Origin of the sequence: Halanaerobium congolense (assembly GCF_004366375.1) — a bacterium.
In the GTDB taxonomy this organism is placed as follows: Bacteria; Bacillota; Halanaerobiia; order Halanaerobiales; family Halanaerobiaceae; genus Halanaerobium; species Halanaerobium congolense.
The window spans coordinates 41,636-68,445 of sequence record NZ_SOEF01000004.1; the positions used below are offsets into that span (position 1 = coordinate 41,636).

The window sequence follows — 26,810 nt, forward strand, 5'->3', positions numbered from 1 at the left end:
AACATAAGTTCGAAAAGGAGGAATTATGAATTTAGATTATGTAATAAAGCGAGATGGAAAAAAGGTAGAATTTAAATCAGAAAAGATTGAAAATGCTGTGGCAATGGCAGTTTCCGCAGTAAAGCAGGCTGATCCTAAAATTGCTGCTGAGATAACAGCTGAGGTATTGTCTTATTTAAAGATTTTTTTTAAAAATGGTGGCACAGTAGAGGTAGAACAGATCCAGGATCTGGTGGAAAAAGTTTTGATCGAAAAAGGTTATGCCGAAATCGCAAAGGCCTATATTCTCTACCGGGAACAGCACAGTAAACTTAGAGACAGCAAAAAGCTTTTTGCTGATGCGGTTGATATTATGGACGATTATTTAGACCGCAGTGACTGGAAGGTAAATGAAAATTCTAATATGAGTTATTCACTTCAGGGCTTAAATAATTATATCGCCTCAGAGGTGACGGGTCAGTATTGGCTGCAGGAAATTTATCCTGAGGAGACTGCAGATCTGCACAGCAGTGGTGATTTACATATTCATGATCTGGGCAATTTGAGTGTTTACTGCTGTGGCTGGGATTTAGAGGAGCTTTTGAGGACCGGTTTTAGAGGGGTGACTACCAAAATTGAAAGCTTACCACCAAAACACTTAAAGACAGCTCTTGGGCAAATTGTAAATTTTTTCTATACACTCCAGGGGGAGAGCGCTGGTGCCCAGGCTTTTTCTAACTTTGATACTTATCTGGCCCCCTTTATCGCCTATGATGGTCTCAACTACAAAGAAGTTAAACAGGCGATGCAGGAATTTTTATTTAATATGAATGTACCAACCAGAGTTGGTTTTCAGACCCCTTTTACAAATATCACCATGGACCTTGAGGTGCCCAATTATTTAAAAGATCAGGCGGTTATAATTGGTGGTCAGTATCAGGAAAAGTGTTATGGTGAATTTCAACAGGAAATGGAGATGCTTAATCGAGCTTTTGCTGAACTAATGATGGAGGGTGATGCTAAGGGCAGAATGTTTTCCTTTCCAATTCCTACTTATAATATAACTGAGGACTTTGAGTGGGAAAATAAAAAATTGGATCCGGTCTGGGAAATGACAGCTAAATTTGGGATACCATATTTTTCTAATTTTATCAATTCAGATATGGATCCCGAAGATGCAAGAAGTATGGCAATACTTGGTGCACAGGAAGTTATTTATAAAAATCAAAACGGTAATATAGCAAAGAATGAAATAAGACATCTTGTAAATAATTGGATTGAAGCTCCAAAAAACAAAAAACCGGATTATAAAATGTTAATGGATGGGAAATTTGTTGATATTATTGATATGTTTGAAGTACCATATGAAAATTATTCTACTTATATAAATATAGAATTAGAAAATGGGTATAAGCAGAGTTTTTCATATGAACACAAATGTGCAGTTGTTAGAAATGGCGAGTTTAAAGAAGTTGAAAGTCAGAATCTTTTAGTTGGAGATGAATTCTTACTGTCAAGAAAAGCTTATAGTCAAAGTTTTATAGGAAATTATCAATCTGGTAAGATTTTGGGTTACTATCTGGGAGAAGGTTGGATAAATAATCATAGTAAAGGGGAAATTTGTTTTGCTATAAATATCAATAGAAAAGATATTGTTGATGAAATAAAAAATTATTTTAATGAAATAGCCTGTAAGGTTAAAATAGAAAAAATTGATTCAGACAGCATTTATAAAATTAATGTTTATGGAAAACAGGCTGTTGGGTTTGTTAAAGACTACATTAGAGGGAAAAAAGCGACTACAAAAAGATTAAATAACTTTGTCTGGAATAGCTCATTAGAGTTTAGAACAGGAATTGTTGATGGGCTTTATGAAACAGATGGTAATAAAAATAATAATATTCTTTTCCACACAACTAATAAAAAACTTGCTGAAGATTTAATTACTCTTGCTAATACTGTTGGAAAAAGATTAAAATATAGAGAAAACAATAAAAACACCAGATATTTTAAACAAGATAAGTCTGACAAAGAAATCTTTACAAGCTATGAACTAAAATTCAAAGATGATTATAATACCTTTAAATTGGATAATAGTAATTTTGATTTAGTTAAAATTAAAAATTTAAGACAAATAGGTACAAAAACAGATACAGTATATAACTTTACTGTAGATACCAACCGACATCTTTATGAGTTGCCAAATGGAATAATAACTCATCAATGCTGCAGATTGAGGTTGGATAACAAAGAGCTCCGCAAAAGAGGAGGTGGCTTATTTGGGGCTAATCCTCTAACTGGTTCGATAGGTGTAGCAACTTTAAACATGCCCCGCATCGGTTATCAGGCTCAGACTAAAGAAGAGTTTATGGAAAGAGTCTATTATCTGATGGATCAGGCAAAAGAAAGCCTGGAAGTTAAGCGCAGAGTTTTAGAAACTCTAACTGAGCAGGGCCTATACCCCTACGCAAAGTTTTATTTAAGAGATATAAAAAAACGCTTTGATCAGTACTGGAAAAATCACTTTAACACAATTGGGCTCAATGGAATGAATGAAGCTCTGCTCAATTTCATGGGTAAAGATATTTCAACTCCAGCCGGACAGAAGTTTTCTGAAGAAGTAATGGAAAAGATGAGAGAGCGTCTGCAGCAGTATCAGGAAGAAACAGATAATATGTATAATCTTGAGGCAACTCCAGCTGAAGGAACAGCCTATCGTTTTGCCCGCTTGGATCGAGAAAAGTTTGGAGATCAGATTATTGCTGCCAATCAGGAGCGGGTAATTAAGGAAGATGCAGATCCCTATTATACCAACTCAACTCAATTACCGGTAGGATTAACTGATGATATTTTTACAGCTTTAGAGCTGCAGGATGAACTTCAGTCACTTTATACTGGGGGCTGCATTGAAAAAGGTAATAAAGTTTTAACAAATAAAGGTGCAATTAAAATTGAAAAAATTGTGAGAGATTATGAAAATTTAAAACCAATTAAGGCTTTAAGTTATAATGCAAAAGAAGATAGATCTGAGTGGGATTTAATTACAGATGCTATGTCAATAGATGTCAGTAAAAATAATAAGATAAGAGTTACTGCTGAAAAAGGTCTTGATATAACTACAAGTGACTGGCATCCATTTTTTGTATTAGAGAAAATATCAGTTAAGGATAAATGTCCAATTTGTGGAGAAAAGGTTAAGGGGACAAAGTCGTTTTCAACCCATACAAGGTATAATCCTGAATACAGAAAAAAATATAAAACAATGTTTAAATTTAAAGTTGTAGAAAAAAGAGCTGATGAACTAAATATTGGAGATTATATACTTCAAAATAGTGAAAATTTATACCCCGAAAAAGAATCGTTGCTGGACAATGATTTAATGTGGCTTTTTGGATATTTTATTGGAAATGGCTCAATTAGTGAATATGAAGACAATCGTGGTGGTAATCATCTAAAAAAATATAAATTGAGATTTAATGATGAACACTTGAGTAATTTAGAAAAAGCTAAAAAAGTAATTAATAATAAATTTAATACAGATATTAATATAATAAAAAATGACAAAAGAAGTGAAAAATTATATGAACTAGCTACAACTATGTATTCAGTTAATGAGTATTTTTTAAAGTATTGTTTTTTTAGCGGCGAAAAATGTTATGAAGTTAATATTCCAGAGCAAGTAAAAGCTAATATAACAAAGAATAATGTTTATTCTTTGTTATCAGGTTTAATTGATAGTGATGGGCATATAAATAAGAAACATGGAGATATAGAGTATTATACTGTTTCTGAAGAGTTAGCTGATGATATTGTTGAAATATTGTCCACTGCAGGTATCATGGTTTCTAAAGAAGATAAACCCAGTAAAAGAAAAAATGAAGTAGATGGATTTAGAATACGAATTCCAGCACAGCAGGCAACTAAAATAAAAAATAAGTTAACGATTACAAATGATGCAGATTTTATTAAAGATAAGTTATCTTTAAGAAAAAGAAGACAGCTGCCAGTTGTTAGGGTTAAGAAAACTAGTAAAATTGAAATAGAAGATAATGAATTTTATGATTTAACAACAGAAAAAAACCATAATTATTTAGCTGGAAATAGAACAATGGTTTTTATTCATAATACGGTCCTCCATGGATTTCTGGGAGAAAAAATTGATTCCATTAAAGCTACTAAAAAGCTGGTCAGACGAATTGCTGAAAACTTTAAGCTCCCCTATTATACTTTAACACCATCCTTTAGTATCTGTCCGGTTCACGGATATCTGCCGGGAGAGCATGAGTACTGTCCTAAATGTGAGGCAGAAACAGAGGCTGAACCAGAAACAGTTGAGGCAAATTTTGCTTTTAGCGAAAAAAATAATTCAGAAAGTGATGTGGAATAGATGCAGCTGGCCGGATTACAGAAAACTTCAGTTATCGATTTTCCGGATCAGATTTCTGCCGTGGTCTTTACTCAGGGCTGTAATTTTCACTGTCCTTACTGCCATAACAGTCAGCTGATCCCGATGAAAATTTCAGCTGAGCAGGAGTTGATGCCGGAAGAATATTTTTTCAACTTTCTTAAACAGCGGAAAGCTCTGCTGGATGGAGTAACAATTACCGGGGGAGAGCCGCTGCTGCAGTCGGATCTAAAAGAATTTATGCTGAAAATAAAAAAAGAACATCAGCTGCTGCTTAAACTGGATACTAATGCAGCCAATTTCAAAAAGTTAAAAGAACTAATTGAGTCAGATTTAATTGATTATCTGGCAGTTGACATAAAATTTAGCTGGTCTAGCTATCAGCAGCTGGCCCCACCTGGACTGCTTTCGGAAATAAAAAGATCTGTTGAGTTAATTATAAATTCTGATTTAGATTATGAATTTAGAACCACAGTAGTGCCCGGTCTGCATGACAGAGAAGAAATAAAAAAAATTGCTCAGCAAATTGAAAATGCAGAAAACTATTTTATTCAAAATTTTAGGCCGGTTAATACTTTAGCTCCAGAATTGAGAAAGCAGCGTTCTTTTGCACCATCAGAACTGCAGGAGTTTAAAGTAACTGCAGATAAATATCTTAAAAATGTTCATATTAGAAATTAATATTTTAAAGCTGGCAGTGCTGCCGGCAGCTGTCTATTTTCAATGAAGAAAAGGAGTCAGCAAATTTATATCTTATTTAAAATGAATCAATTTTTAAATTTAAGGAGGGACAAAAATGGCTAAAAAACAAAAATGTGAAATTTATTCACGAGTTGTTGGTTATCTATCACCTGTTTCTGAGTGGAATAAAGGAAAAAAGGAAGAATTTAAAGATCGAAAAACATTTAATTATCAAGAAAAATAATATTTTACCGAATCTAGCTTTCACCTAGCAAAATCTGCTAAAGTGAAAGCTTTGTTCTTTTATGCAGGAATTTACAGTTTTAGATAGAAAAGAATTAAATAGATAGAATTTTTAATTTTTTAAAATATTTTTATGGAGGGTGTAAAAGGTGCAGATAAAAATTGGGAGATGTTATAATTTAGAAGAATGTTATGAGTTCTTTAAAAAACTTGAAGATGATTCAGAACAACTTGTTCAAATCATTACTCCAGAATCGGAAGCTGTAAACAAAAAAATAATAGAAAAATTTAACCTTTTACTTCCCTTATCAGAATTAATAGGTGTTACTGCTGGTGAAGGAATTATAAATAGTGATATTACTGAGCAGACAATTATTATTACTGCTGTTAGATTTGAGGAAAGCAGTTTTGAATTAATTCAAAGAGATTCTAGTTCTGATTTAAATGCTGAAATAATTGCACAAAATATACAGCAGAATACAAAAGCTGTAATAGTTTTATCTGATAATAAATATACTGATGGAGATAATTTTGTAAATATTTTTAATAAATATGCTGAAAATATTATTTTAGCAGGAGGCTTGGCTGGTTTTGCTACTAAAGATGGGCAGTCATATATATTCGATAAAAATGGTATTATAAAAAGTGGTTCTATTGGAATCATATTAAATGGAAATAAGCTTCGGGCTGACTGGACTTTCAGCATGGGATGGGAAAGCATAAGTCGTGAGATGGAAATTACAAAGGCAGAAGATAGGGTTATTTATGAACTTGATGGTCGAAGTATATTTAAGGTTTATTCTGAATTTTTAGGAGAAAATATAAAAAACAAACTACCTTCTGCTGCTGTAAACAAATTTCCTTTAGTGTTAAGTGGTAATTTTAAAAATGCACGTTCAGCTATGGAAGTTGTTAATGATGGAATTAGATTTTCTGGTAATTTAAAAGAAGGAGATAAAGTTAAAATTGCATATGGCAGTTTAAATAAAATTTTAAGGAATGCAGTTTACTTAAGAAATAACCTTAATTTTTTCCCAGAGATAGCCTTTGTTTATTCTTGTAGTGGCCGCAGTGATTATTTAAAATCACTTAATTCGAGTCTGAGTACAGAACTGCAGGTTATTCCCTGTCAGAATACAGGTTTTTGTACCAGTGGTGAATATGGAACAATAACTTCCAAAGCACAATTTTTAAATATTACAACAACAGTTCTTTATTTAAGTGAAAGTGATGAATTAATAGATCGAAAGCTAGATTTTAAAACAGAAATTCCTGAAGTTAAAACAGAACATCTTTTTCACCTTTCTAAAAAAGTAATTTCAGAATTAGAAATGATCAATCAGAAAATGAGAAAGGCAAACCAAAGTATTGGAGATAAAAAAATATCTTTGACTGCAGAGACTATTTTTAAAATGCTTTTTAATGATAAAAAATATACCGGTGGTATTGTAATTAAAGAAGCTGAAAATTTAACCAATATTTATCTTGATGATAGTCTGGGCAAGCAAGGTTATGATATTTTCAGAACTTTTTGGAATATGAATATTTCAGAAATTAAAATCAAAAACAATGTTCTGGGCTTTAAGCAAGCATTTTTAATTCCATTGAAAAAAGAAGTTGAAGCATTAATTATTATTTTAAGTGATGAAATTGATCTGTATGATATTAAAAAAAATGATTTATTTATTCAACAAATTCCAAATTATTTAAAAAAATCACTCTTATATGAAAGTTTAGAACGAAATTTGGCCAGTTTATCAACTTTAGAACAGACATCTGATTTTCTTTACTCAACATTAGATCTTGAACTTTTGTATGAAAGAATTTTAGATATAATTGTTGGAACAATGGGCATGTCAGCCGCAATTATTTTTAAAAAAGAAGAAACAGAACTAAAAAGTGTAAAAAATATTAATGTACCTAAAAATAGTGAGTTGTTTTATTATCTGAAAGGTCATTTCAAAAATATATCGCTTAGCGAAAAAATAATAATTGCAAATAATATAGATTTTAAGAAAAATATTGAAACACTAATTGCGATTCCAATCAGCCTTAATAATTATCAGGGTGTTTTATATGCAATACAGTCTAAATATAAACAGTTAATTAATGAAAATCAAAAAAAGTTTATTAGAACTTTGGCAAATCAAATTAGAGTAAGTATTAGGAATGCTTTAAACCATAATAAGGTAAAGAGACTATCAGTTACTGATGGCTTAACCGATTTGTATAATCATTCCTATTTTCATAAAGAATTAAAGGAAAAAGATGGAGAAGAATATTCAGTTGCAATTATGGATATTGATAACTTTAAAGAGTTTAACGATTTTTATGGACACCAGGTAGGTGATCGAGTACTGCAGAAACTATCAAAACTTTTGAAAAATGAAATTAGAGAAGATGATATTGTAGCTCGCTATGGAGGCGAAGAGTTTGTAATTTATTTTAATATAGTGCAGGAAAGATTGTTATCCAAAATTATAAATAGGTTGATGAGGAAAATAAGAGAACTTGAAATTAACTTTGAGAATAAAAAATTGAAAGTTACAGTTTCTTTAGGTGTAGCAATTAATAAGAATGGAGAATATTCTTCAGAAAAACTAATCAAACAGGCGGATACTGCATTGTATATAGCCAAAGGTGCCGGGAAAGATATGGTTAAGTTTTATAGAAGCACATAAGTATTTCATTAAAAGTCAAAATTTGTTAAGAATAAACCCTTGAAATGGAAATTTTCTTATGCTATAATAATTATCGATGGGTGAAGTTTTAACTGAACGACCCCAAATATAGAATATTCCTAGGGGGAATGAATTAATATGATTTACACAGGTAAAGTAAAATGGTTTGACGCGAAAAAAGGGTATGGTTTTATTGAAAGAGAAGATGGCGACGATGTATTTGTACACTTCTCAGCTATTCAGGACGAAGGTTTTAAAACACTTGAAGACGAACAAGAAGTAGAATTCGAAATCGTTGAAGGCGACCGTGGTCCACAAGCTGAAAACGTTGTTAAGTTATAGAGTTTAAAACTGTATAAACTAAGACAACTTACCCCGTCCAGGGTTCTTGGGCGGGGTTTTTATGATTTTAGGACATTATTTAATGTAAAAAAGAGATTATTTATGATAAAATGATTAATAAGGAATATTAAAATTAAGAAAATATAAGGGGGCGTTATTTTGGAGAATCCTGTTATTTTACAGACATTTTATTGGGAAATGAATACAGGGAAATATGCGGAAGAATATCCGGAAGAGTCTAATCTTTGGAAATTGCTTGCTAATCAAGCTGCTGAAATTTCAGAGGCTGGCTTTGATTTTCTCTGGTTACCACCTGCAAATAAAGGGGCAGCTGGAATAGAAGATGTTGGTTATGGGACTTATGATCTTTGGGATTTGGGTGAGTTTAAGCAGAAAGGTACTAAAAGAACTAAGTACGGAACTAAAAAACAACTTGAAAATGCAGTAAAAAAATTACACAAAAATAATTTAAAACTCTTATATGATGCTGTTTTAAATCATCGACTAGGTGCTGATGATAAAGAAGAAGTTAAGCTCAAAGATAACAAAAATGCTGAAGTTTGGACAGTATTTAATTTTGAAGCTCGGGCTAATAAATATAGTGACTTGAAACTTGACTGGAGAGTATTTGATGGTGTTGACTGGGATGAAAGAACTAAAAGAGCTGGAGAGTTCCTTTTCAAATGCAAAGAATGGGATGATTCTTATGAAGATGATTATTTGATGGGAGCAGATATAGATTATGAAAATCCAGAAATAAAAGAAGATGTTATTAACTGGGGTAAATGGATAGTTAATGAGATTGATTTTGATGGTTTTCGCTTTGATGCCAGTAAACATGTTGATAATGAAATGATTCATGATTTTATTGAAGTTACAAATAATAGTACTGATAAAGATTTATTTTTTATCGGCGAAGCCTGGGTAAATGATGTTGAAACTCTAAAAGACTATTTAAATACAGTTGGTCAAGAAAAACTTAATGTGTTTGATTTTCCTTTAAGAGAAAATTTTGTAAAGATGATGCAGGGTAATCTTGATATGCGCTGGCTTGGTGATAAGGGTTTGGTGAACGAAAATGATTATAAGAGTAGAGCTATTACTTTTGTGGAAAATCATGACACTGAACGTGATGGTACAAATGAATATGGAACAGAAGCAATAGTTTATAGAAAAATGCAGGCTTACTGCTATATTTTGATGCGGAGGGATGGAGTACCTACAATTTTTTGGAAGGATTATCACACTCAGGATTTAAAAGAAAGAATTAACAAATTAATTGAAGCAAGGAAAAAATTTGCTTATGGTGATGACTATGAAAGTGATCAAAATGATAAAAATACTTATTCCTATATTCGAGCTGGTAATGAAGAGCATCCAGGTAGTGGTCTGGTAATGATGATTACTCAGCATGAAAATGAGAAGATTATCGAAAAAAAGATTAATACAGGTCAAGCTAATCAAGTTTATTATGATTTCACCGGTAATATAGATGAAAAAGTAAAGACTGATGCAGAAGCAAATGGGATTTTTAAGGTTAAAGGAACGGCTGAAGAAGGTTATTCTGTCTGGGTGCCGGCTGAATAATAATTAAATTGATTAGATATTCTTAGAATCGATGCAGGAAAAAGATTGAGTTATGTAGAAAATATATATAAGTGGAAATTATTTTTTTTATCAAATTTATATCTTAAAACTTTAATGTGATAAAACATTCAAAGTTGACAACAACACTAAAGATTGATATAATTTTTTAAAATATAAGCTATTAATAACAAGCTTACAACAACGGTTAAAAGCTTTTGGATGGAGGAAGAGTATGTATCCTAAAATTTTAATTACGTCTTTTAAAGTACCAACAGAAAAAATGGGAGAGCAGTACAGTTTAGGGGGGGTAGATTTTTCTTTAGTCACTCAAGATTATTCGGAATCATTGAGTATGGCTGGTGCTATACCATTAATAATGCCCTACCTTGAGTCAAGAATTGATGATAAAAAGTATATTAGAGAGGTATTAGATGAAGTTGATGGTGTGATTTTACCTGGGGGAAGTGATATCGATCCGTCATTATATAATTCGTATCCGGAAAAAAACTTAGGTGATATTTCTCCTGAAAGAGATCGCTGGGAGCTGAAAATATTAGAAATGGCTGTGGAAATGAAGAAGCCAATTTTAGGTATTTGTAGAGGCTTTCAGTTAATAAATATATATTATGGCGGTTCTTTAAAGGTAGATGTCTGTGGTAATAATGATGAGAGTAAAATTCCCCATATGGCTTTAATGGTGCCTAAATATTACAAAACTCATCAGTTAGAAATTAAAGAAAACACCCGCTTGGCCAAAGTGCTTGCTGGAAATGAGGTTGCGGTTAATTCTTATCACCACCAGGCTGTAGATAAAGTTGGTGAAGGTTTGACGGTTTCTGCTGTAGCTCCAGATGGTTTTGTAGAAGCTGTTGAAGATAAAAATTATCCATACTTGCTGGGAGTGCAGTGGCACCCTGAAATGATGGCTGCCAAAGATCCAATTCAGTTAAAGTTATTTAAAGACTTTGTTGATTTTGTGGACCGCAGTAGAAATTAATGGAAACAAGCAAATTTATATTTAAATGGTGATATATTTCAATATCGCTAAGTATATTATACGAGGAGGAAGTATGATGAAAAATAAGTTTTTAATTTTATTGTTGCTTTCATTATTTTTATTTTCAATGTTTTCAGCTGTTCAGGCACAGGAAACTGAAAGATTTGTAATGGGAATTGAGGATGAGGTAAGCAACCTTGATCCTGGTGAGACTACTATTTCGGTTAATGAAAGAGTTGCTTCATTAATATTTGACGGTTTAGTAGAATATGGTGAGGCAAATAAGATAGTCCCTGGTATCGCAGAGGATTGGACAATCTCAGAAGATGGTTTAGAATATACTTTTAATTTAAGAGAAGGTGTAATGTTCCACAATGGTCAGGAACTTACAGCTGCGGATGTAGAGTATACTTACAATAGAATTTTAAATCCTGATTATGGTTCTGGTTTAAGAGCTAAAATAGAATCAATAGAATCAATTGAGGTAATAGATGATTATACAATTAAATTTACTTTAAGTGAACCTTATGCACCATTTATCTTAGCTATGACTTTTGGTATTGTTCCTGAAGAATATGCTGAAGAAGTTGGAGACGACGAATTAGGTAGAAATCCTATCGGTGCTGGTCCCTTTAAAATGGAAGAATGGGATGCCGGTAATCAGATAATATTATCGGCTTTTGAAAACCACTGGAATAAGGTGCCTAACATTAAAGAATTAGTTATTAGATCTATACCAGAATCTGCAACTCAAGCAATGGAGTTACGAAGTGGTGGTATTGATTTTGGTGTTAACTTAGATGTAGGTCAGCTGGAATCATTTACTGATAATCCTGATTATCAGGTTAAATCAGCTGCTGGAGCAGGAATTAACTTTTTGGGCTTTAATTTTGAAATGGAGCCAACACATGAGCGTAAATTTAGAGAAGCTGTACTGCAGGCAGTACCTTTTGATCAGATTATTCCACAGATATTTGGTATTTTAGGTGAAAGAGCATATTCAATGTTACCACCAACAATCTGGCCGGAAGAAAGAGAATTTTTAAAAGAAAATGCTGTTGGGTTTGATCCACAAGCTGCTGCTCAGAAGTTTGAAGAATTAAAAGCAGATGGAGTTATTCCTGAAGATTATGTAGCTCAAATTTATGTTTCAAACAGTCGTCCAAATCAGGTTAAAACTGCAGAAGCAATGGTTACTGCTTTAAATCAGTCAGGGCTTAAAGCTGAAGTTAATTCAATGGAGTTTGGAACAATGTGGGATATGCTGGGACGTGGTGAAATCGGTATGTTCTTCTTGAGATTTGTTTCTGATCCAGATCCTGATTACTGGTTATATAGATTCTTTAAATCTCCTGATGAAGGCGGATCTTTAAACAGAGCTTTTTATTCAGACGAAGAGGTTGATCAGTGGTTAGAAGAAGCTAGAGCGATTTCTGATCAGGCTAAAAGAGAAGAACTTTATAATAAGGTTTTAAGAAAAGTTTTAATAGAAGATCTAGTTTTCCATCCATTAGCTCATTCGACTCAAATCTATGTAATGCAGGATAATGTAAGAGAGTTAGAACCAGGAAATTCACTTTTAATTCCTTTAGTTACACCAACTGCAAATGTTTATAAGGAATAAAATTTTTATTGAAAGTGAAATTATTTTTACTAAAGATAAATTATTTTAAATCACTATGCAGATAGCTTAGACTATCTGCATAGTCTTTTTAGAAAGAGGTGAACAAATTGTTTGCTTATATTATTAAAAGGTTGCTCTGGTTAATTCCAGTTGTGATAGGAGTTTCCTTAATTTTATTTGGGATTATGCAGCTTGTTCCCGGTAATCCAGCTGCCATAATGCTTGGTACAAATATAACTCCTGAAGCAGTGGCAGCTCTAAATGAAAAATTCGGTTTTAATGAACCATTTTATGTCAGATATTTTTTAATGCTTAAAAATTTTTTAACCGGAGAATTAGATTCGATTTATTATGGTGATAAAGTCATTAATATCATTGGGAGAAGAATGACAGCAACAATTGAGCTTGGATCACTTTCTTTAATTATTGCTGTTTTAATTGCTATTCCCACCGGTGTTATTGCAGCGGTTAAAAAGAATTCTTTATTTGATCTTTTTAGTATGTTTATTGCCACTATAGGTATCTCAGTTCCTGCTTTTTTTACAGGTATTATTTTTATTTATTTATTTTCAGTCTATTTTCAAATCCTACCTTCTTCCGGTTATGGGGGGCGGTTCTGGACTTTATCTGGTTTAAGACATTTAATTTTGCCTGCCTTTTCATTAAGTACAGTTATGATTGCCAGCACCAGCCGTTTAACCAGATCATCAATGCTTGATATAATGAAAGAGGATTATTTGGTCACAGCGCGTTCGAAAGGTGTGGCTGAGAAAATAATAATTTTAAAACATGCTTTTAGAAATGCTTTGATTCCAATTATTACTAACATCGGCAATCAGCTGGCAATGATGTTTGGGGGAGCAATTTTGATTGAGTCTGTTTTTGCCTGGCCTGGAGTAGGAAGATTGGCTGTTAAAGCAGTTGAGTTTAGAGATCAGCCACTGGTTTTTGGCTCAATTTTAATTTTATCAATGCTCTATGTTGTAGTAAATCTTATGGTAGATATAATTTATGTTTTTATTAATCCCAGAATTAGCTACAAATAGTGTAGAATCGAGGTGTTAAAATTTGAAAAATAAAATTATCTTGTTTATACTGTTATTAATTCAAATATATGTAAATTATCAAAATTGGATTATAGAGGGTAGAGTTTGGAGCAGCCTGGAATACAAATTTGCTACAGTATTTTCAATAATTGTTATAATTTCACTTTTACTGCTTCTCTTTAAAAACAGCATATTTCTTAAATTTAAAGAAAATGATCTTTATGCCAAAACTTTAAAAGAATTTAATAAGGGTTATGGAGGTAAAATTGCTGTATTTATTCTGGCCTTCATTTTTTATGCAGCCTTTATGGCACCATTTATTGCACCTTATTCGCCAACTGAGATTGACTACAGTAATATGACTTATGCTGCTCCGTCCTGGAATCACTGGTTTGGAACAGATGATTTTGGACGGGATATGTTTTCTCGAGTTATTTATGGTGCTAGAATAGCCTTAGGTGTTGGTTTTGCTGCGGTTTTAGTAAATGCAAGCCTAGGTGTTACTTTAGGCTTAATGGCTGGTTATTATGGTGGAAAAGCTGATATGATTATTATGAGAGTTGTTGAGATATGGAATTCAATACCTTTTATTCTCCTGGCTCTGGCAATTATTTCTGCCCTAGGAAAAGGTATTTTTAATATTATAATTGCTGTTGGAGTTACAGGCTTGATAAACTTTTCCCGCCTAACACGCTCTATTGTCCTGCAGATTAAAGAAAAAGAATATGTTGCTGCAGCCAAGGCTTTAGGAGCCGGTGATTTAAGAATTTTATATTATCATATCTTACCAAACTCAATCTCATCTTTAATTGTACTTGCTACTTTGAGAATTGGTATTTCTATACTGGTAGTTGCTGGGCTCAGCTTTTTAGGTTTAGGTATTCAGCCCCCAACTGCAGCTTGGGGTACTATGTTGAATAGGGGACAAGAATATTTAATTCAGGCGCCTTGGATGTCTATTTTCCCGGGCTTGGCAATTATAATCACAGTTTTAAGCTTTAATTTACTTGGAGATGCTTTGAGAGATGCTTTAGATCCAAGACAGCTTGATTGATAGTTGGAGTAATAAAGATGTTTTAATGATTAAGATTAACTAGATTAAACAACAAGAATTAGAGTAGTCAAGATATTTGCTTAAAGGGGTAGATTAGACTTATGTCACAGAGTAATGAGAAGCTAGTAAATAAAGAAAATATTAGAACCAAGCTTAAAGATTCAAATTTTAAAAATGGTATCAAAGATGCTTTTCCAATAGTTTTGGGCTATCTGCCAATTGGGATGGCTTTTGGAATGCTTGCAGTTAACAAAGGACTGACTTCCCTGCAGGCAACAGCAATGTCTATCTTTATTTTTGCTGGTTCAGCCCAGCTTGTGTCAATTGAAATGATTGCATCAGGTGCTGCAGCAGCAGCAATAGTAGCAATGACTTTTTTGGTTAATTTAAGACATCTACTTTTATCTGCATCACTTAGTCTACATCTGAGAAATTTACCATTTTATTATTATCCTTTTTTAGGATTTTTAATTACTGATGAATCTTTTGCAGTTGGGATGAGCAAAATAAGTAACCAGAAAAACAAACATCGATATTTCTTTGGTTTAGGTGTAACAGCTTATTTGGGCTGGGTATCCAGCTCAGCTTTAGGAGCATTTTTAACCGGCTTCATTAATTTTGGCAGTGGTGGAGCTTTAGATTTTGTTTTACCAGCAATGTTCATTGTCTTATTAGTGATGCAGATTAGTTCAAAGAGTGAGATTATTGTAGCTGTTTTTTCAGCCTTATTATCTATTTTCTTTGCTTTAACTATTGATGGAAGCTGGAATATAATTTTAGCAACAGTTTTAGCTTCATTTTTAGGGGTGTATATCAGTGGAAATAATTAAATTCATATTAATGATTATTGGCATGTTTTTAGTTACCTTTATTCCACGAGTAATACCGCTGATTTTATTAGGAAATAAAGAACTTCCTGAAAAAGTGATTCTTTGGTTGAGTTTTATTCCAGCTGCTGTCCTATCAGCACTATTAGCACCTTCAATCCTGCTTCAAAATGGTTCTTTATCTTTAAAGTTAGCAAATACTTCGCTTGTCGCCTTTTTTCCGACATTATTAGTTGCTTATAAAACAAAGAATATTTTTTATACTGTAAGTGGGGGGCTTGTTTTTTATTTAATAACTGCTGCCTTATTTTAAAGAAATCTAAATTTAAATTATTTACATTTAAAAATAAAAATGGGGGTTTTAAAATGGAAATTAAAGTAGATTTAATTAGTGACACAGGAACCAGACCTTCTCAGGATATGAGAAGATTTATGGCTGAGGCTGAAGTTGGGGATGAGCAGTTAGGAGAGGATCCAAGTGTCAACCGTCTCTGCCGAATGGCAGCTGAAATGCTGGGCAAAGATGAGGCGATTTATTTACCCTCTGGTTTAATGGCAAATCAAATTTCATTTGCTGTACATACGAAACAGGGTGATGAAATAATAATGGACCAAACAGCACACCCAATTCATTATGAGAGCGCTGCTCTTGCGGTTATTTCTGGAGTTTCAATTAAGCCTTTACAGGGTGAAGGGGGAATTTTTACTGCCCAGCAGGTGGAGCAGGCGATTAGAGATAATGACTATCACAGTCCACAGACTAAAGTTATTTCGATTGAGCAGACAACTAACTTAGGTGGTGGCCGTATTTGGCCTTTAGAGAGGATTAAAAAAGTTGCCGAGCTGGCTGTAGAAAATGATCTGAGAATGCACATGGATGGTGCAAGAATTTTAAATGCTGCTGTAGAAGCAGATGTGAATCCGGCTGAATATGGACAATATTTTGATTCAATTTGGCTTGATTTAAGTAAAGGACTGGGAGCTCCAGTAGGTTCGGTACTGGCTGGTTCAGCAGAATTTATTGAGCAGGCTAGATTTTGGAAACAGAGATTAGGAGGAGCAATGAGACAGGCTGGAATTATAGCAGCCGGAGGAATTTTCGCTCTTGAACATAATGTCGCACGTTTAAAAGAAGATCACAAACATGCTAAAATGCTTGCAGAAACAATTGCTGATCAAAAAGGTTTAGAAATTAATCCTGATACAGTAGAAACTAACATTGTTCTTTTTTCAGTAGCAGATGGAAAAACAGATCTATTTGCTGATGAGCTTTTAAAGAAGGGGATTAGAGTTAGTAGAATGGAAGGAAAATTAAGAGCAGTGACTCATTTAGATGTAAGTTTAGAAGATATTCGTTATGCAGTTAAGCATATTGAAAAAACAGCTAAAAAGGTTTTTGCTTAAATTAAATTATGAAAAAGGCAGGATTTTAGTTTTTTGTCAAGAATATTTAAATATGACCTGAATAATAAGTAATTGATAAACTTAACTTTATTAAATTCAAAAGAGGAGAGTGAGTCCGATGGAACAGGTGTACGAAAAAAAGCGTGAACAGCTTCTTGATGATCTCAGTGATATGAGTGAAGTTGCTGAAGAAATGCTGCAGAGTGTAATGAAGGCTCTAGAAAATGTAGATGTTGATGCAGCACATGAAATTATAGCTAAAGATGATGTTGTTGATAACTATTTAATAACTATTGAAGAAGAAGTTTCACGCTTGTTAACCCTGGATCAACCCCTGGCAGCTGATACCTGGTTTAGTATTGCGATGATTAAAATTGCCAATGACTTAGAGAGAATAGGAGATCAAGCAACAAATATAGCAGAAATCTTATTGCAATTAAAGCATGATGGTATTTTAAAACCTTTAGTAATGATTCCAGAACTTGCTGATATTGTAAGTGAAATGTTAGATGTAGTTTTAGAATCGTTTTCTATTAGAAATGCTGATTTAGCAGAAGCAGCCTGCCGAATGGACGAAAAAGCGGATAATCTTTACGACGAAATTTATCATAAAGCGATTAAAATGATAACAAAAGCTGAGGAGCGAGAAGATATCAAACAAATAGTACAGCATATTAATTTAGCTAAAGCCCTGGAGAGGGTAGGAGATCATGCAACTAATATTGGGGAAGAAACTATCTTTTTTGTAACTGGAAAAAGAGTTAAATATTAAAATAATAAAAAAGAGAATAATATAAATTAGAAAAGAGGCCTTTTTCAGGCCTCTTTTTTTATGTTTGCCTGGCATGAATATTTTGCTAATCAGCAGCTGAGATTATGGCTTTTTTAACCGCTTCAGCAGCCATAACACCAATCTGGTTAAGATCAGCCTGATATTGATTTGATGCAAGTGTAAAAACTGTATCCCCATCTAAAAGAGTATGAACCGGGTAGATTGTCCTGCTTAAAGCACTATGGGCCATCATTGAAACTCTATTAGCCTCCGATTTGTTTAAAATTGCGTTAGTTGTTAGAACAATCAAAGTTGTGTTCTGCCTTAAAAAGTCGAGGTTGATTTGTTGCTTTTCAATAATCATTTTTTCAGTATCTAAAAAGTTTCCATTGTTATTTTTAGCTCCAGCAATAATTTGACCATTATTAGGATTTTTTATGTCACCAAAGGCATTTACTACTGCTAGAGCAGCTGTAGTTAAAATTCCATTTTTAACAGCAGCGTGTCCCATAACTGTTTTAGCAGCAGAGTCCATGCCCTTAATTTTTCCACAGGTAGCTCCAGCTGCTGCTCCAATACTTTTGTTAGGTTGTTCTATATTATCCGCTTTTAAACAAGCCTGATAAGCCATCTTCTGGTCAGGATAGTTATTACTTTTATATTCTAAATCATAAATAACTGCAGTCGGAACAATAGGTACAACTCCACCTCCGGTTTGAAAACCGATATTTTTTTCTTTTAAATACTTCATGACTCCACCAGCAGCATCCAGCCCAAAAGCGCTGCCGCCGCTTAAAAAAATAGCATTTGCTTTATCAACAGCAGCTCTACTGTCTGTTAAAGCTATTTCTCTGGTTCCTGGAGCTCCTCCACGAACATCTGCTCCAATAGTAAAATTTCCTTCGGCTAAAACTACAGTACAACCAGTCCCATCATCCTGATTTGCAGCATGTCCAACTTTGATTCCTTTTACAGCTGTTATGTCATTATTCATTTACTACCGCCTCCAATTATATTATAAATGATAATAAGAATTTAATAAACTACTATTTATCAATTCAAGAAAACATTTCTTTTGTTAAGCAGGAAACTGTGGGTTTATCACTAATAATATATTATAAGATTAAAATTAATTTTCAAAAAATTCGGAGGTGGAATTTGTGAAATTCAAAAAACTTTCAATTACTTTATTAACTTTAATTTTAGTGATGACTCTATCTTTTACTATTCTAGCGGAAGAGGTTAACTTAAGGATTTATCATGTTAATGATGTTCACTCCAGAGTAGAAGAAGATGATTATGCTGGCAGCATGGGTTATGCTAAAATGGCAGCACTGATCAAGGAAGCCAGAAGAGAAAAAGAAAATGTAATGTTCTTAGATGCTGGAGATACTTTTCATGGTCAGACTATTGCTAATATAAATGAAGGTGAATCTATTAGTCATATTTTAGATCTGATGAAGCTTGACGCTGTAAGCTTAGGAAATCATGATTTTAATTATGGACAGGATAGATTAATTGAATTAGATGAAATGAGCAGATTTCCATTTTTAGCTGCTAACTTAAGCAGAGAAGATGGAGAAGAAATTTCGTATACTAAGGATTATATTATTAAAGAATATGATGGAGTTAAAGTTGGTGTTTTTGGTTTAGCAACACCTGAAACCAGCTATAAAACTCATCCTAAAAATGTTGAAGGACTTGTTTTTGAAAATCCAATTACAACTGCAGAAGAGGTTGTAAATGAATTAGAAGACCAGGTAGATGTTGTGGTTGCACTAACTCATTTAGGAATTAGTAAAGGTAGTGAATATACAAGCATAAAATTAGCAGAAGAAGTATCTGGCATTGATTTAATAATTGATGGCCACAGCCATAATGTGCTGGAAGAAGGTATGATGGTTAATGATACAATGATTGCTATGGCTGGTGAATATTCTAAATACCTTGGTTATGTAGATCTGACTGTTGAAAATGGTGAGGTAGAAGCCATTAATGCTAATTTAATTCCAAGAGAAGAGACAGCAGAAGTAGAAAAAGACTATGTTATTTCATTAGTTGTAGATAGAGTTAATAAAGCTAATGAGGTTATTACATCTCAGGTAGTAGGAAGAACTGCTGTTGAATTAAATGGAGCTAGAGGAAATGTTAGAACTGGGGAAACTAATCTTGGTAATCTAATTACAGATGCGATGAAGGCCAAATTTGGTGCAGATGCAGCAATCACAAATGGTGGTGGAATTCGTGCTTCAATTGACCAGGGTGAAATAACTCAGGGTGAAGTAATTACTGTTCTACCATTTGGTAATACAGCTATGTTGATGGAATTAAGTGGTGCTGATCTTAAAGCTGCCCTAGAACATGGTGTTTCCGAATATCCTGCAGCAGAAGGTTTATTCCCACAGGTTTCAGGAATTAAGTTTAACTTTAATGGTGATGCTGAGCCTGGAAATAGAGTTCAAGAAGTTTGGGTTGGCGGCGAGAAATTAGATCCAAACAAGATGTATACTGCTGCTACAAATGACTTTATGAAAGCAGGTGGAGATGGTTATTCTATGTTTGCAGATGCTCCAATAGTAAGTGAAGCTGGGGGTCTTGAAGAAGTATTAATGGAATATATTGAAGCTAATACTCCTGTAGCTCCAGAAGTTGAAGGAAGAATAATAGCTGATTAAATTTCAGCTTTATAATTTAATCTATTAAATTAATAAAACAAGGGAGGTTTTTATTATTAGTGGAGAAACAGTTGGTTTTTTATCAATTATCCCACCTATACTAGCTATTATCCTTGCTATGTATACAAGGGAGGTACTTATTTCTTTATTTGCTGGTGTTTGGTCTGCTGCTTTGATTATCAGCAGTTGGAACCCACTTTCTGCAACTTCATTATCTCTACGCTGGATTGTAAATACAGTTAATGATCCCTGGAATGCTAAATTTTTGATTTTGATAATGCTGATGGGAGCGGGAGCTGCTTTGATTTATAAGTCCGGTAGTGTTTTGGCCTTAGAAAATTGGATGGGAAGTGCAGTTAAGACTTCAAGGGACTCACAAATCTTAACCTGGATGATCGGGATGTTTATCTTTATTGATTCTTATACCAGTACAATTGTTACAGGAAATGCAACTCGTGATGTAAGCATGAAAAATAATACATCTAGAGAAGCTCATTCTTATATTTTGGACTCAACAACAGCACCTGTAACAACCTTTGGCCCGGTTTCTAACTGGATAGGCTATCAGGTTTCTATGATTGCTGTTGGCTTTTCTGCAGCGGGGATTACTGCTGAACAGATTGGGATGACTCCATACACGGTATTTTTAAAATCAATACCATGGAATTTTTATTGTCTTTTAGCCTTTTTTACAGTTGGTTTTGTTGTAATTACCCAGAGATATTATGGTCCAATGCTGGATGCAGAGTGGCGTTCACGTAAAGAAGGTAAATTAATGAAAGATGGAGCAGAAGCCCTGTCAGATATTAGCACTGATGTAGGTGAGCAGAGTAGTTTAAATCCAAAACTGATTAATTTCTTTTTACCTATTATTTCTTTATTAATTGTTAGTGTATTTTCAATGTGGTGGCTTGGTGATGGTTACCAGGCAGGAGTAAGTGTTGCCCAGGCTTTTCAGGAGACTGATATTGCTTTAGCCTTACTTTATGGTTCTTTTGCTTTTGTCTTTTTTGCCTTTATTGGATCCTTGGCTTATCAGACTATGTCTTTAAGTGAAGCCAGTGATGCTATAATTGATGGTTTTAAAACAATGATTATTGCTGCAGCAATTATTATTTTAGCCTGGACAATTGGTCACGCGACAGATCAGGTAGGTACAGCAGAATATGTTGTCAGTATTTTAATGAATATTGGTCTGCCGGGTAGAGCTCTACCAATAATAATCTTTTTAGCGGCAATGTTTATTTCATTTACTACTGGAACTTCCTGGGGTACAATGGCTATTTTAACTCCAATTGCTGTTTCAACAGGTTACGAGTTAGTAGGTTTTAGTATTGTACCGGTATTGATGGGGATTTTATTTGGAGGAGCTATTTTTGGTGATCATGTTTCACCAATTTCTGATACAACTGTAATGTCTTCAATATTTGCTGGTTCTGATCATATAGATCATGTGACTTCACAGATTCCTTATGCGCTGACAACAGCCGGGGTTACTATTTTTACTCTAGTTTTATATGCCCTTGGAATCGACTCTGTAGCAATTCTTTTAACTATCGCTTTTGTTCTGACAATTGCTCTAATAGTTATTTTGAATAAATTTGATGCTAAAAGAAAGAATTTGCCAGAGATAATGCCGACAGCAGATGAAATTAAAGCAGGAAGTACTTCTAACAGTAAGATAAAGGTATTTAATAAAATTGCTGTTGCAGCAGCTAGTTTTTATTTAATTTATATGATTAGTATTTTTCTATTCGCTAATTTGGCATCTTAAATTGGTTAAGTTAAGTTAAAATGAGTTAAAATAAGATATATATAGAATCTAATTAGTCCCCTGCACCGCTTCAGTATGAGTATCTTTTAGGTGAAGCAGCAGGGGCTTTATTTTTAGTAAATAAAATGATAAAACAATTAATTCGGATGTGATTCGATTTAGAGAGCTTTTTCTGTTATAATAATGAGTAGATTGCTCATATTTAATTTTTATTTATTAAAAATAATTTAAGCTAATAAAAATAGGTGTTATTGATAAATGTTAATTTAAATAACCTGGAATAATAAAGGAGTTATTGATAATTTAAATGGAAAATGAAAAGCAAAACTTAAGTAAAGAAAAAAATGATGAAACATTAGAAAACCCAAGAGATCAGTTTATGGTAATCTCAAAAGATGATATGCGGAAAAGAGGCTGGACAGAATTAGATTTTATTATTATTAGTGGTGATGCTTATATTGATCATCCATCATTTGGGACAGCTATTATTGCCCGGGTATTAGAAGATGCCGGATTTAAAGTTGGGATTATTGCTCAGCCTGATTGGAGATCTACAGCTGATTTTAAAAAGCTGGGGGAACCAAAATATGGATTTTTGGTTACTGCAGGTAATATGGATTCAATGGTCAACCACTATTCAGTTTCTAAAAATCGACGCAGTTATGATAACTATTCTCCCGGAGGAGAAAGCGGTCATCGACCTGATCGAGCAACTATAGTTTACAGCAACCGCCTCCGAGAAGCATATGGAGATATTCCAATAATTATTGGTGGAATCGAAGCCAGCCTGCGTCGTTTTGCTTATTATGATTACTGGGATGATAGTGTTCGTCGTTCTCTGCTTTTTGACAGCAGAGCAGATCTTTTAGTGTACGGAATGGGAGAAAAACAGATTCTAAAAATTGCAGAGAATCTGGAAGCAGGCCTGGATATCAAATATATTAATTATTTGCCTGGGACAGCTTTTATTGCAGATGAATTAGAATCACTTTATGATTATGAATTATTACCTTCTTATGAGGAAGTTAAAAATAATAAGAAGCAGTATGCATATGCCTATAAAATAGAGTATTTAGAACAGGATCCAATTAGGGGTCAGCAGCTGGTTCAGCAGCATGGAAATCGCTACCTGGTTCAGAATCCACCGGTTGAGCCTTTAAAACAGGAAGAATTGGATCATGTTTATTTGTTACCATACCAGAGAGATTATCATCCAATGTATGAAAGAGCTGGTGGAGTACCGGCAATTAAAGAAGTTAAATTCAGTCTGGTCAGCTCTCGTGGCTGTTTTGGTGCCTGTTCATTTTGTGCAATATCTTTTCATCAGGGAAAGATGATGACAGCCCGCAGCAAAGAATCATTAATTAAAGAAGCTAAAAAAATAATTGCGATGGATAATTTTAAAGGCTATATCCATGATGTAGGTGGACCAACTGCAAATTTCCGCAAGCCATCCTGTTCTGATCAGCTTTCTCGAGGAATGTGTAAAGGAAAAGAATGTATGTTTCCTGCTCCCTGCAGCAAACTGAAAGTTGACCATGAAGAATATTTTGAGATTTTAAGAGAGTTAAGAAAACTCCCGGGAGTTAAAAAGGTATTTGTTCGCTCAGGAATTCGTTTTGATTATCTGCTGGAAGATGAAGAGAGCCGCAAATATTTAAAAGAACTGGCTGCTCATCATGTTAGTGGCCAACTTAAAGTAGCACCGGAACATGTTTCAGATAATGTATTAAGTTATATGGGAAAACCCGGGATAGAGGTTTTTGATAAATTTAGGGAGGCTTTTTATCAGGTTAATGAAGAAATTGGGCTGGAACAGTATTTAATACCATACTTCATTTCCAGTCATCCCGGCAGTCGTTTGGAAGATGCAGTTGAACTTGCAAAATATTTAAGAGACATCAATCATCATCCAGATCAAGTCCAGGATTTTTATCCAACACCTGGGACTATGGCTACCGCAATGTATTACAGTGGTTTTGATCCGCGGACTATGGAAGAAGTCTATGTGGCCAAATCTGCTGAAGCGAAAAAAATGCAGAGAGCTCTACTGCAGTATCATAAAAAAGAAAACCAGCAAATAGTGCGAAAAGCCTTAAAGATGGCAGGTCGTAAAGATTTAATCGGTTATGACAAAAAATCACTTGTACAACCTACCCATTAAGAAGGAGGATTTTTAATGTCAACAGCAACCACAGAAGCTAAATATAATTTATTAATAGATAATTTAAAAGAGCTGGAACCATTTGTGATAGCTTTTTCAGGAGGGGTAGACAGTACCTTTTTGGTAGCTGCAGCCAAAGAAGCTGGGGTGGAATTTGAAGCAGTTACTGTTAACAGCCCCTTTGTTCCTGATAGAGAAATAAAAGAGGTTGAAAATTTAGTTCGGTCAATGGACTTTAAGCACCAGCAAATTTCAATCGAGCTTCAGGAGTTAAAAAAGGCTGCAGATAATACAGCTGAACGATGTTATTACTGTAAAAAAGTAATTTTTGACAAGATTATAAATTATGCAAATGGGAAAACAGTAATTGAAGGTTCTAATCTAGATGATACAGGTGACTACAGGCCGGGTCGTAAAGCTTTAAAAGAACTTGGGATTAAAAGTCCACTACTTAAGGTTGAACTGATCGAGAAAAAATTTTAGATTTGAATTTAATGGACAAATTATCTGATAAATTACAGAAATTAGGTTTTCAATATGTTACCTTAGATCTCTCAGCTTATGAAAGTGGAAGTATGAATAAGGAAATTTCGGAGGCTAAAGATGAATAAAGAAGATATTAGAGTAATTTTAGAAAAAGTTAAAAAGGGAGAACTTGAGGTTGACGCTGCAGCATCGTCTTTAAAAGACCTGCCTTTTAAGGATCTGGGTTTTGCTAAAGTAGATAATCACCGCAGTTTGCGAAACGGTTTTCCCGAGGTTATTTACTGTGAGGGAAAATCTTTAGCTGAAATTGAAGGCATAGTTAAAGAAATGTTAAAACATGATAATAATATTTTAGCAAGCAGGGCTGAAAAAGAAGTTTATCAGCGGATTAAAGAAATTGCACCTGAGGCTGTGTACCATGAACGCCCAAAGCAGAAAAATTATTTTAATATTTGACTAAAGTGTCAGTTAGCTGATTTAAATTCAGCAGCTGGCATTTTTTATTTTAATCAGGCAGGAATCAACTAAAGAATCACGAAATTAATTAGTAACACGTTTTTTAAAAAAATATTACGAAAGGAGATGCCGATGTCTAATCTTAAGCGCTTTGGAGTTTCGATAGAAGAAGATTTACTTCAAAAATTTGATCAGTTAAATAAAACAAGTTATGATAATCGTTCAGAAGCTATCAGAGATTTAATTCGGAATAAGATAATTGAAGAAGAAAAATCAAAAGATGATGCAGATGTGGTAGGTACAATCACTTTAATTTATGATCATCATAAAACAGGATTAAGTGACAAAATGATTCAAGTTCAACATGACTATCACTGTTTATTTAAAAGCAATCTTCATCTGCATTTGAATAGAGATTATTGTCTGGAAGTAATTGTGGTAGAAGGATTACACAGTAAATTGAAGAAAGTAAGTTCCAAACTAATTGCTTTAAAAGGAATTAAACATGGAAAATTAACGGTAACTAAAATAGAGGGAGTTGAAAAATAGTTGGATTATTTAAAGCAGATTAAAGTCACAATAATTTTATCAATGCTGATTATTTTAATCTTTCCAAGCTCTATTAATGCTATAGAGATTAGTGATCTGGCAGGAAGAAAATTGAATCTTCCAGATGAAATAGAAAAAATTGCAGCAGTCGGACCGGGAGCATTGAGACTTGTGGTTTATCTAGAGGCAGAAGACAAAGTAGTAGGAGTAGAAGAATTTGAAAAAAGAAATCAAAAAAGACCATATATTATAGCCAAACCAGAACTTTTAGAACTACCAGTAATTGGACCTCAATTTGGAGGAGATGCCGAATTAATTACAGCCCAGAATCCGGATCTGATAATTGCATCTTATTTAAGCAGAGCTGAAATGGATAGCCTGCAGACTAAAACTCAAATACCTGTAGTTTCCATAAATGATGGTTCTCCTGGTTCAATGACTGAAAAAGAGCTTAAAACAGCCTTAAATTTTTTAGCAAAAATTTTAGATAAAGAAAAAAGAGCAGAAGAACTGATTAATTTCTTCAATCAAAGCAAAGTTGAATTACAGGCAAAAACAGGTGATTTGGAATCTGATCTACGTCTTTATATAGGTGGGATAGGTAATAAGGGAGCTCAGGGAATCAGCTCTACTGAATCTAATTATCCACCATTTAAATATCTTGGACTCAAAAATATTATTGAAGAAAAGGATAAAAGCAACTTTAGTATCAGCAAGGAAAGGCTGCTTTTAGAAGATCCAGATCTAATTTTTATTGATCAAGGAGGCCTTAAACTGGTAAAAAATGATTTAAAGAGAAAAGAATTCAGATATCTTAAGGCTTATCAACAAAACAATATTTACCAACTCTTACCTTATAACCATTATACAAGCAATTTTGCAACAATGCTGGCTGATGCCTATTACATAGCTAAAATATTATATCCAGAAAAATTTAAAGAGGTAGAGCCAAAAGAAAAAGCAGATCAAATTTATCAAAAATTTGTGGGGAAACCAGTATATAATGAGATGGCAGATATTTTTGGTGGTTTTAAAAAGATGAACTTAAATTAACCCTAATTAAA

General features: G+C 33.6%; 21 protein-coding genes and 1 pseudogene. 21 read left to right on the plus strand and 1 reads right to left on the minus strand.

Annotated elements, in window-relative coordinates; all coding sequences use genetic code 11:
* Nucleotides 1–25 precede the first annotated feature (25 nt).
* The 14 genes and pseudogenes from C7954_RS02445 to phoU all read left to right on the plus strand — a co-directional run bounded on the left by C7954_RS02445 (nt 26) and on the right by phoU (nt 17,642).
* A complete protein-coding gene (locus C7954_RS02445) occupies nt 26–4,366 on the plus strand; it encodes a ribonucleoside triphosphate reductase (RefSeq protein ID WP_089719842.1) in 4,341 nt (1,446 codons plus the stop codon).
* A complete protein-coding gene (locus C7954_RS02450) occupies nt 4,367–5,065 on the plus strand; it encodes an anaerobic ribonucleoside-triphosphate reductase activating protein (RefSeq protein ID WP_073157303.1) in 699 nt (232 codons plus the stop codon).
* Nucleotides 5,066–5,192: 127 nt separating this feature from the next.
* Nucleotides 5,193–5,309 (plus strand): annotated as a pseudogene (nrdD, locus tag C7954_RS02455) (anaerobic ribonucleoside-triphosphate reductase); the annotation flags it as partial.
* Between the two features lie 148 nt (nt 5,310–5,457).
* Nucleotides 5,458–7,989: a sensor domain-containing diguanylate cyclase gene (locus C7954_RS02460; RefSeq protein ID WP_134058610.1), complete on the plus strand. Its 2,532-nt coding sequence runs from the start codon at nt 5,458–5,460 to the stop codon at nt 7,987–7,989.
* 138 nt (nt 7,990–8,127) lie between these two features.
* The gene (locus tag C7954_RS02465) at nt 8,128–8,331 is read left to right on the plus strand and encodes a cold shock domain-containing protein (RefSeq protein WP_073157311.1); all 204 of its coding nucleotides are present in this window, start codon (nt 8,128–8,130) and stop codon (nt 8,329–8,331) included.
* Between the two features lie 159 nt (nt 8,332–8,490).
* A complete protein-coding gene (locus tag C7954_RS02470) occupies nt 8,491–9,918 on the plus strand; it encodes an alpha-amylase (protein ID WP_073157314.1) in 1,428 nt (475 codons plus the stop codon).
* 232 nt (nt 9,919–10,150) lie between these two features.
* Nucleotides 10,151–10,915 (plus strand): gamma-glutamyl-gamma-aminobutyrate hydrolase family protein, encoded by a 765-nt coding sequence (locus C7954_RS02475; protein ID WP_073157316.1) that lies wholly within the window; start codon nt 10,151–10,153, stop codon nt 10,913–10,915.
* 76 nt (nt 10,916–10,991) lie between these two features.
* The gene (locus C7954_RS02480) at nt 10,992–12,539 is read left to right on the plus strand and encodes an ABC transporter substrate-binding protein (protein WP_073157319.1); all 1,548 of its coding nucleotides are present in this window, start codon (nt 10,992–10,994) and stop codon (nt 12,537–12,539) included.
* Nucleotides 12,540–12,637: 98 nt separating this feature from the next.
* Nucleotides 12,638–13,585, plus strand: coding sequence for an ABC transporter permease (locus tag C7954_RS02485; RefSeq protein WP_235817776.1), 948 nt, complete (start codon nt 12,638–12,640; stop codon nt 13,583–13,585).
* Between the two features lie 22 nt (nt 13,586–13,607).
* The gene (locus C7954_RS02490) at nt 13,608–14,639 is read left to right on the plus strand and encodes an ABC transporter permease (protein WP_073157324.1); all 1,032 of its coding nucleotides are present in this window, start codon (nt 13,608–13,610) and stop codon (nt 14,637–14,639) included.
* Between the two features lie 101 nt (nt 14,640–14,740).
* Nucleotides 14,741–15,469, plus strand: coding sequence for an AzlC family ABC transporter permease (locus C7954_RS02495; RefSeq protein ID WP_089716361.1), 729 nt, complete (start codon nt 14,741–14,743; stop codon nt 15,467–15,469).
* On the plus strand, nt 15,456–15,779 hold the full coding sequence (locus C7954_RS02500; RefSeq protein ID WP_176760077.1) for an AzlD domain-containing protein: 324 nt from the start codon (nt 15,456–15,458) through the stop codon (nt 15,777–15,779). The genes C7954_RS02495 and C7954_RS02500 overlap by 14 nt, the downstream gene beginning before the upstream one ends.
* A 53-nt stretch (nt 15,780–15,832) precedes the next feature.
* A complete protein-coding gene (locus C7954_RS02505; protein WP_073157329.1) occupies nt 15,833–16,870 on the plus strand; it encodes a threonine aldolase family protein in 1,038 nt (345 codons plus the stop codon).
* A gap of 118 nt (nt 16,871–16,988) precedes the next feature.
* On the plus strand, nt 16,989–17,642 hold the full coding sequence (gene phoU, locus C7954_RS02510; protein WP_073157332.1) for a phosphate signaling complex protein PhoU: 654 nt from the start codon (nt 16,989–16,991) through the stop codon (nt 17,640–17,642).
* Between the two features lie 85 nt (nt 17,643–17,727).
* On the opposite strand, the gene C7954_RS02515 is transcribed toward phoU, so the two are convergent.
* Entirely contained in the window at nt 17,728–18,636 is a 909-nt protein-coding gene (locus tag C7954_RS02515; RefSeq protein WP_089716362.1) for a P1 family peptidase, read from the minus strand.
* A gap of 166 nt (nt 18,637–18,802) precedes the next feature.
* Between C7954_RS02515 and C7954_RS02520 the strand changes: the two genes are divergently transcribed.
* From C7954_RS02520 to C7954_RS02550, 7 genes are all read left to right on the plus strand, one after another.
* The gene (locus C7954_RS02520; protein WP_073157337.1) at nt 18,803–20,317 is read left to right on the plus strand and encodes a bifunctional metallophosphatase/5'-nucleotidase; all 1,515 of its coding nucleotides are present in this window, start codon (nt 18,803–18,805) and stop codon (nt 20,315–20,317) included.
* Nucleotides 20,318–20,435: 118 nt separating this feature from the next.
* The gene (locus C7954_RS02525; protein ID WP_073157340.1) at nt 20,436–22,091 is read left to right on the plus strand and encodes a Na+/H+ antiporter NhaC family protein; all 1,656 of its coding nucleotides are present in this window, start codon (nt 20,436–20,438) and stop codon (nt 22,089–22,091) included.
* 379 nt (nt 22,092–22,470) lie between these two features.
* Nucleotides 22,471–24,255, plus strand: a complete 1,785-nt coding sequence (locus C7954_RS02530; protein WP_369596942.1) for a YgiQ family radical SAM protein — start codon at nt 22,471–22,473, stop codon at nt 24,253–24,255.
* Nucleotides 24,256–24,270: 15 nt separating this feature from the next.
* Nucleotides 24,271–24,738: a 7-cyano-7-deazaguanine synthase gene (locus C7954_RS02535; protein ID WP_223174475.1), complete on the plus strand. Its 468-nt coding sequence runs from the start codon at nt 24,271–24,273 to the stop codon at nt 24,736–24,738.
* Nucleotides 24,739–24,858: 120 nt separating this feature from the next.
* Entirely contained in the window at nt 24,859–25,197 is a 339-nt protein-coding gene (locus tag C7954_RS02540; RefSeq protein WP_223174474.1) for a hypothetical protein, read from the plus strand.
* Between the two features lie 132 nt (nt 25,198–25,329).
* Nucleotides 25,330–25,746, plus strand: a complete 417-nt coding sequence (gene nikR / locus C7954_RS02545) for a nickel-responsive transcriptional regulator NikR (protein WP_073157346.1) — start codon at nt 25,330–25,332, stop codon at nt 25,744–25,746.
* On the plus strand, nt 25,747–26,799 hold the full coding sequence (locus C7954_RS02550) for an iron ABC transporter substrate-binding protein (RefSeq protein ID WP_223174473.1): 1,053 nt from the start codon (nt 25,747–25,749) through the stop codon (nt 26,797–26,799).
* The last annotated feature ends 11 nt before the right edge of the window (nt 26,800–26,810 follow it).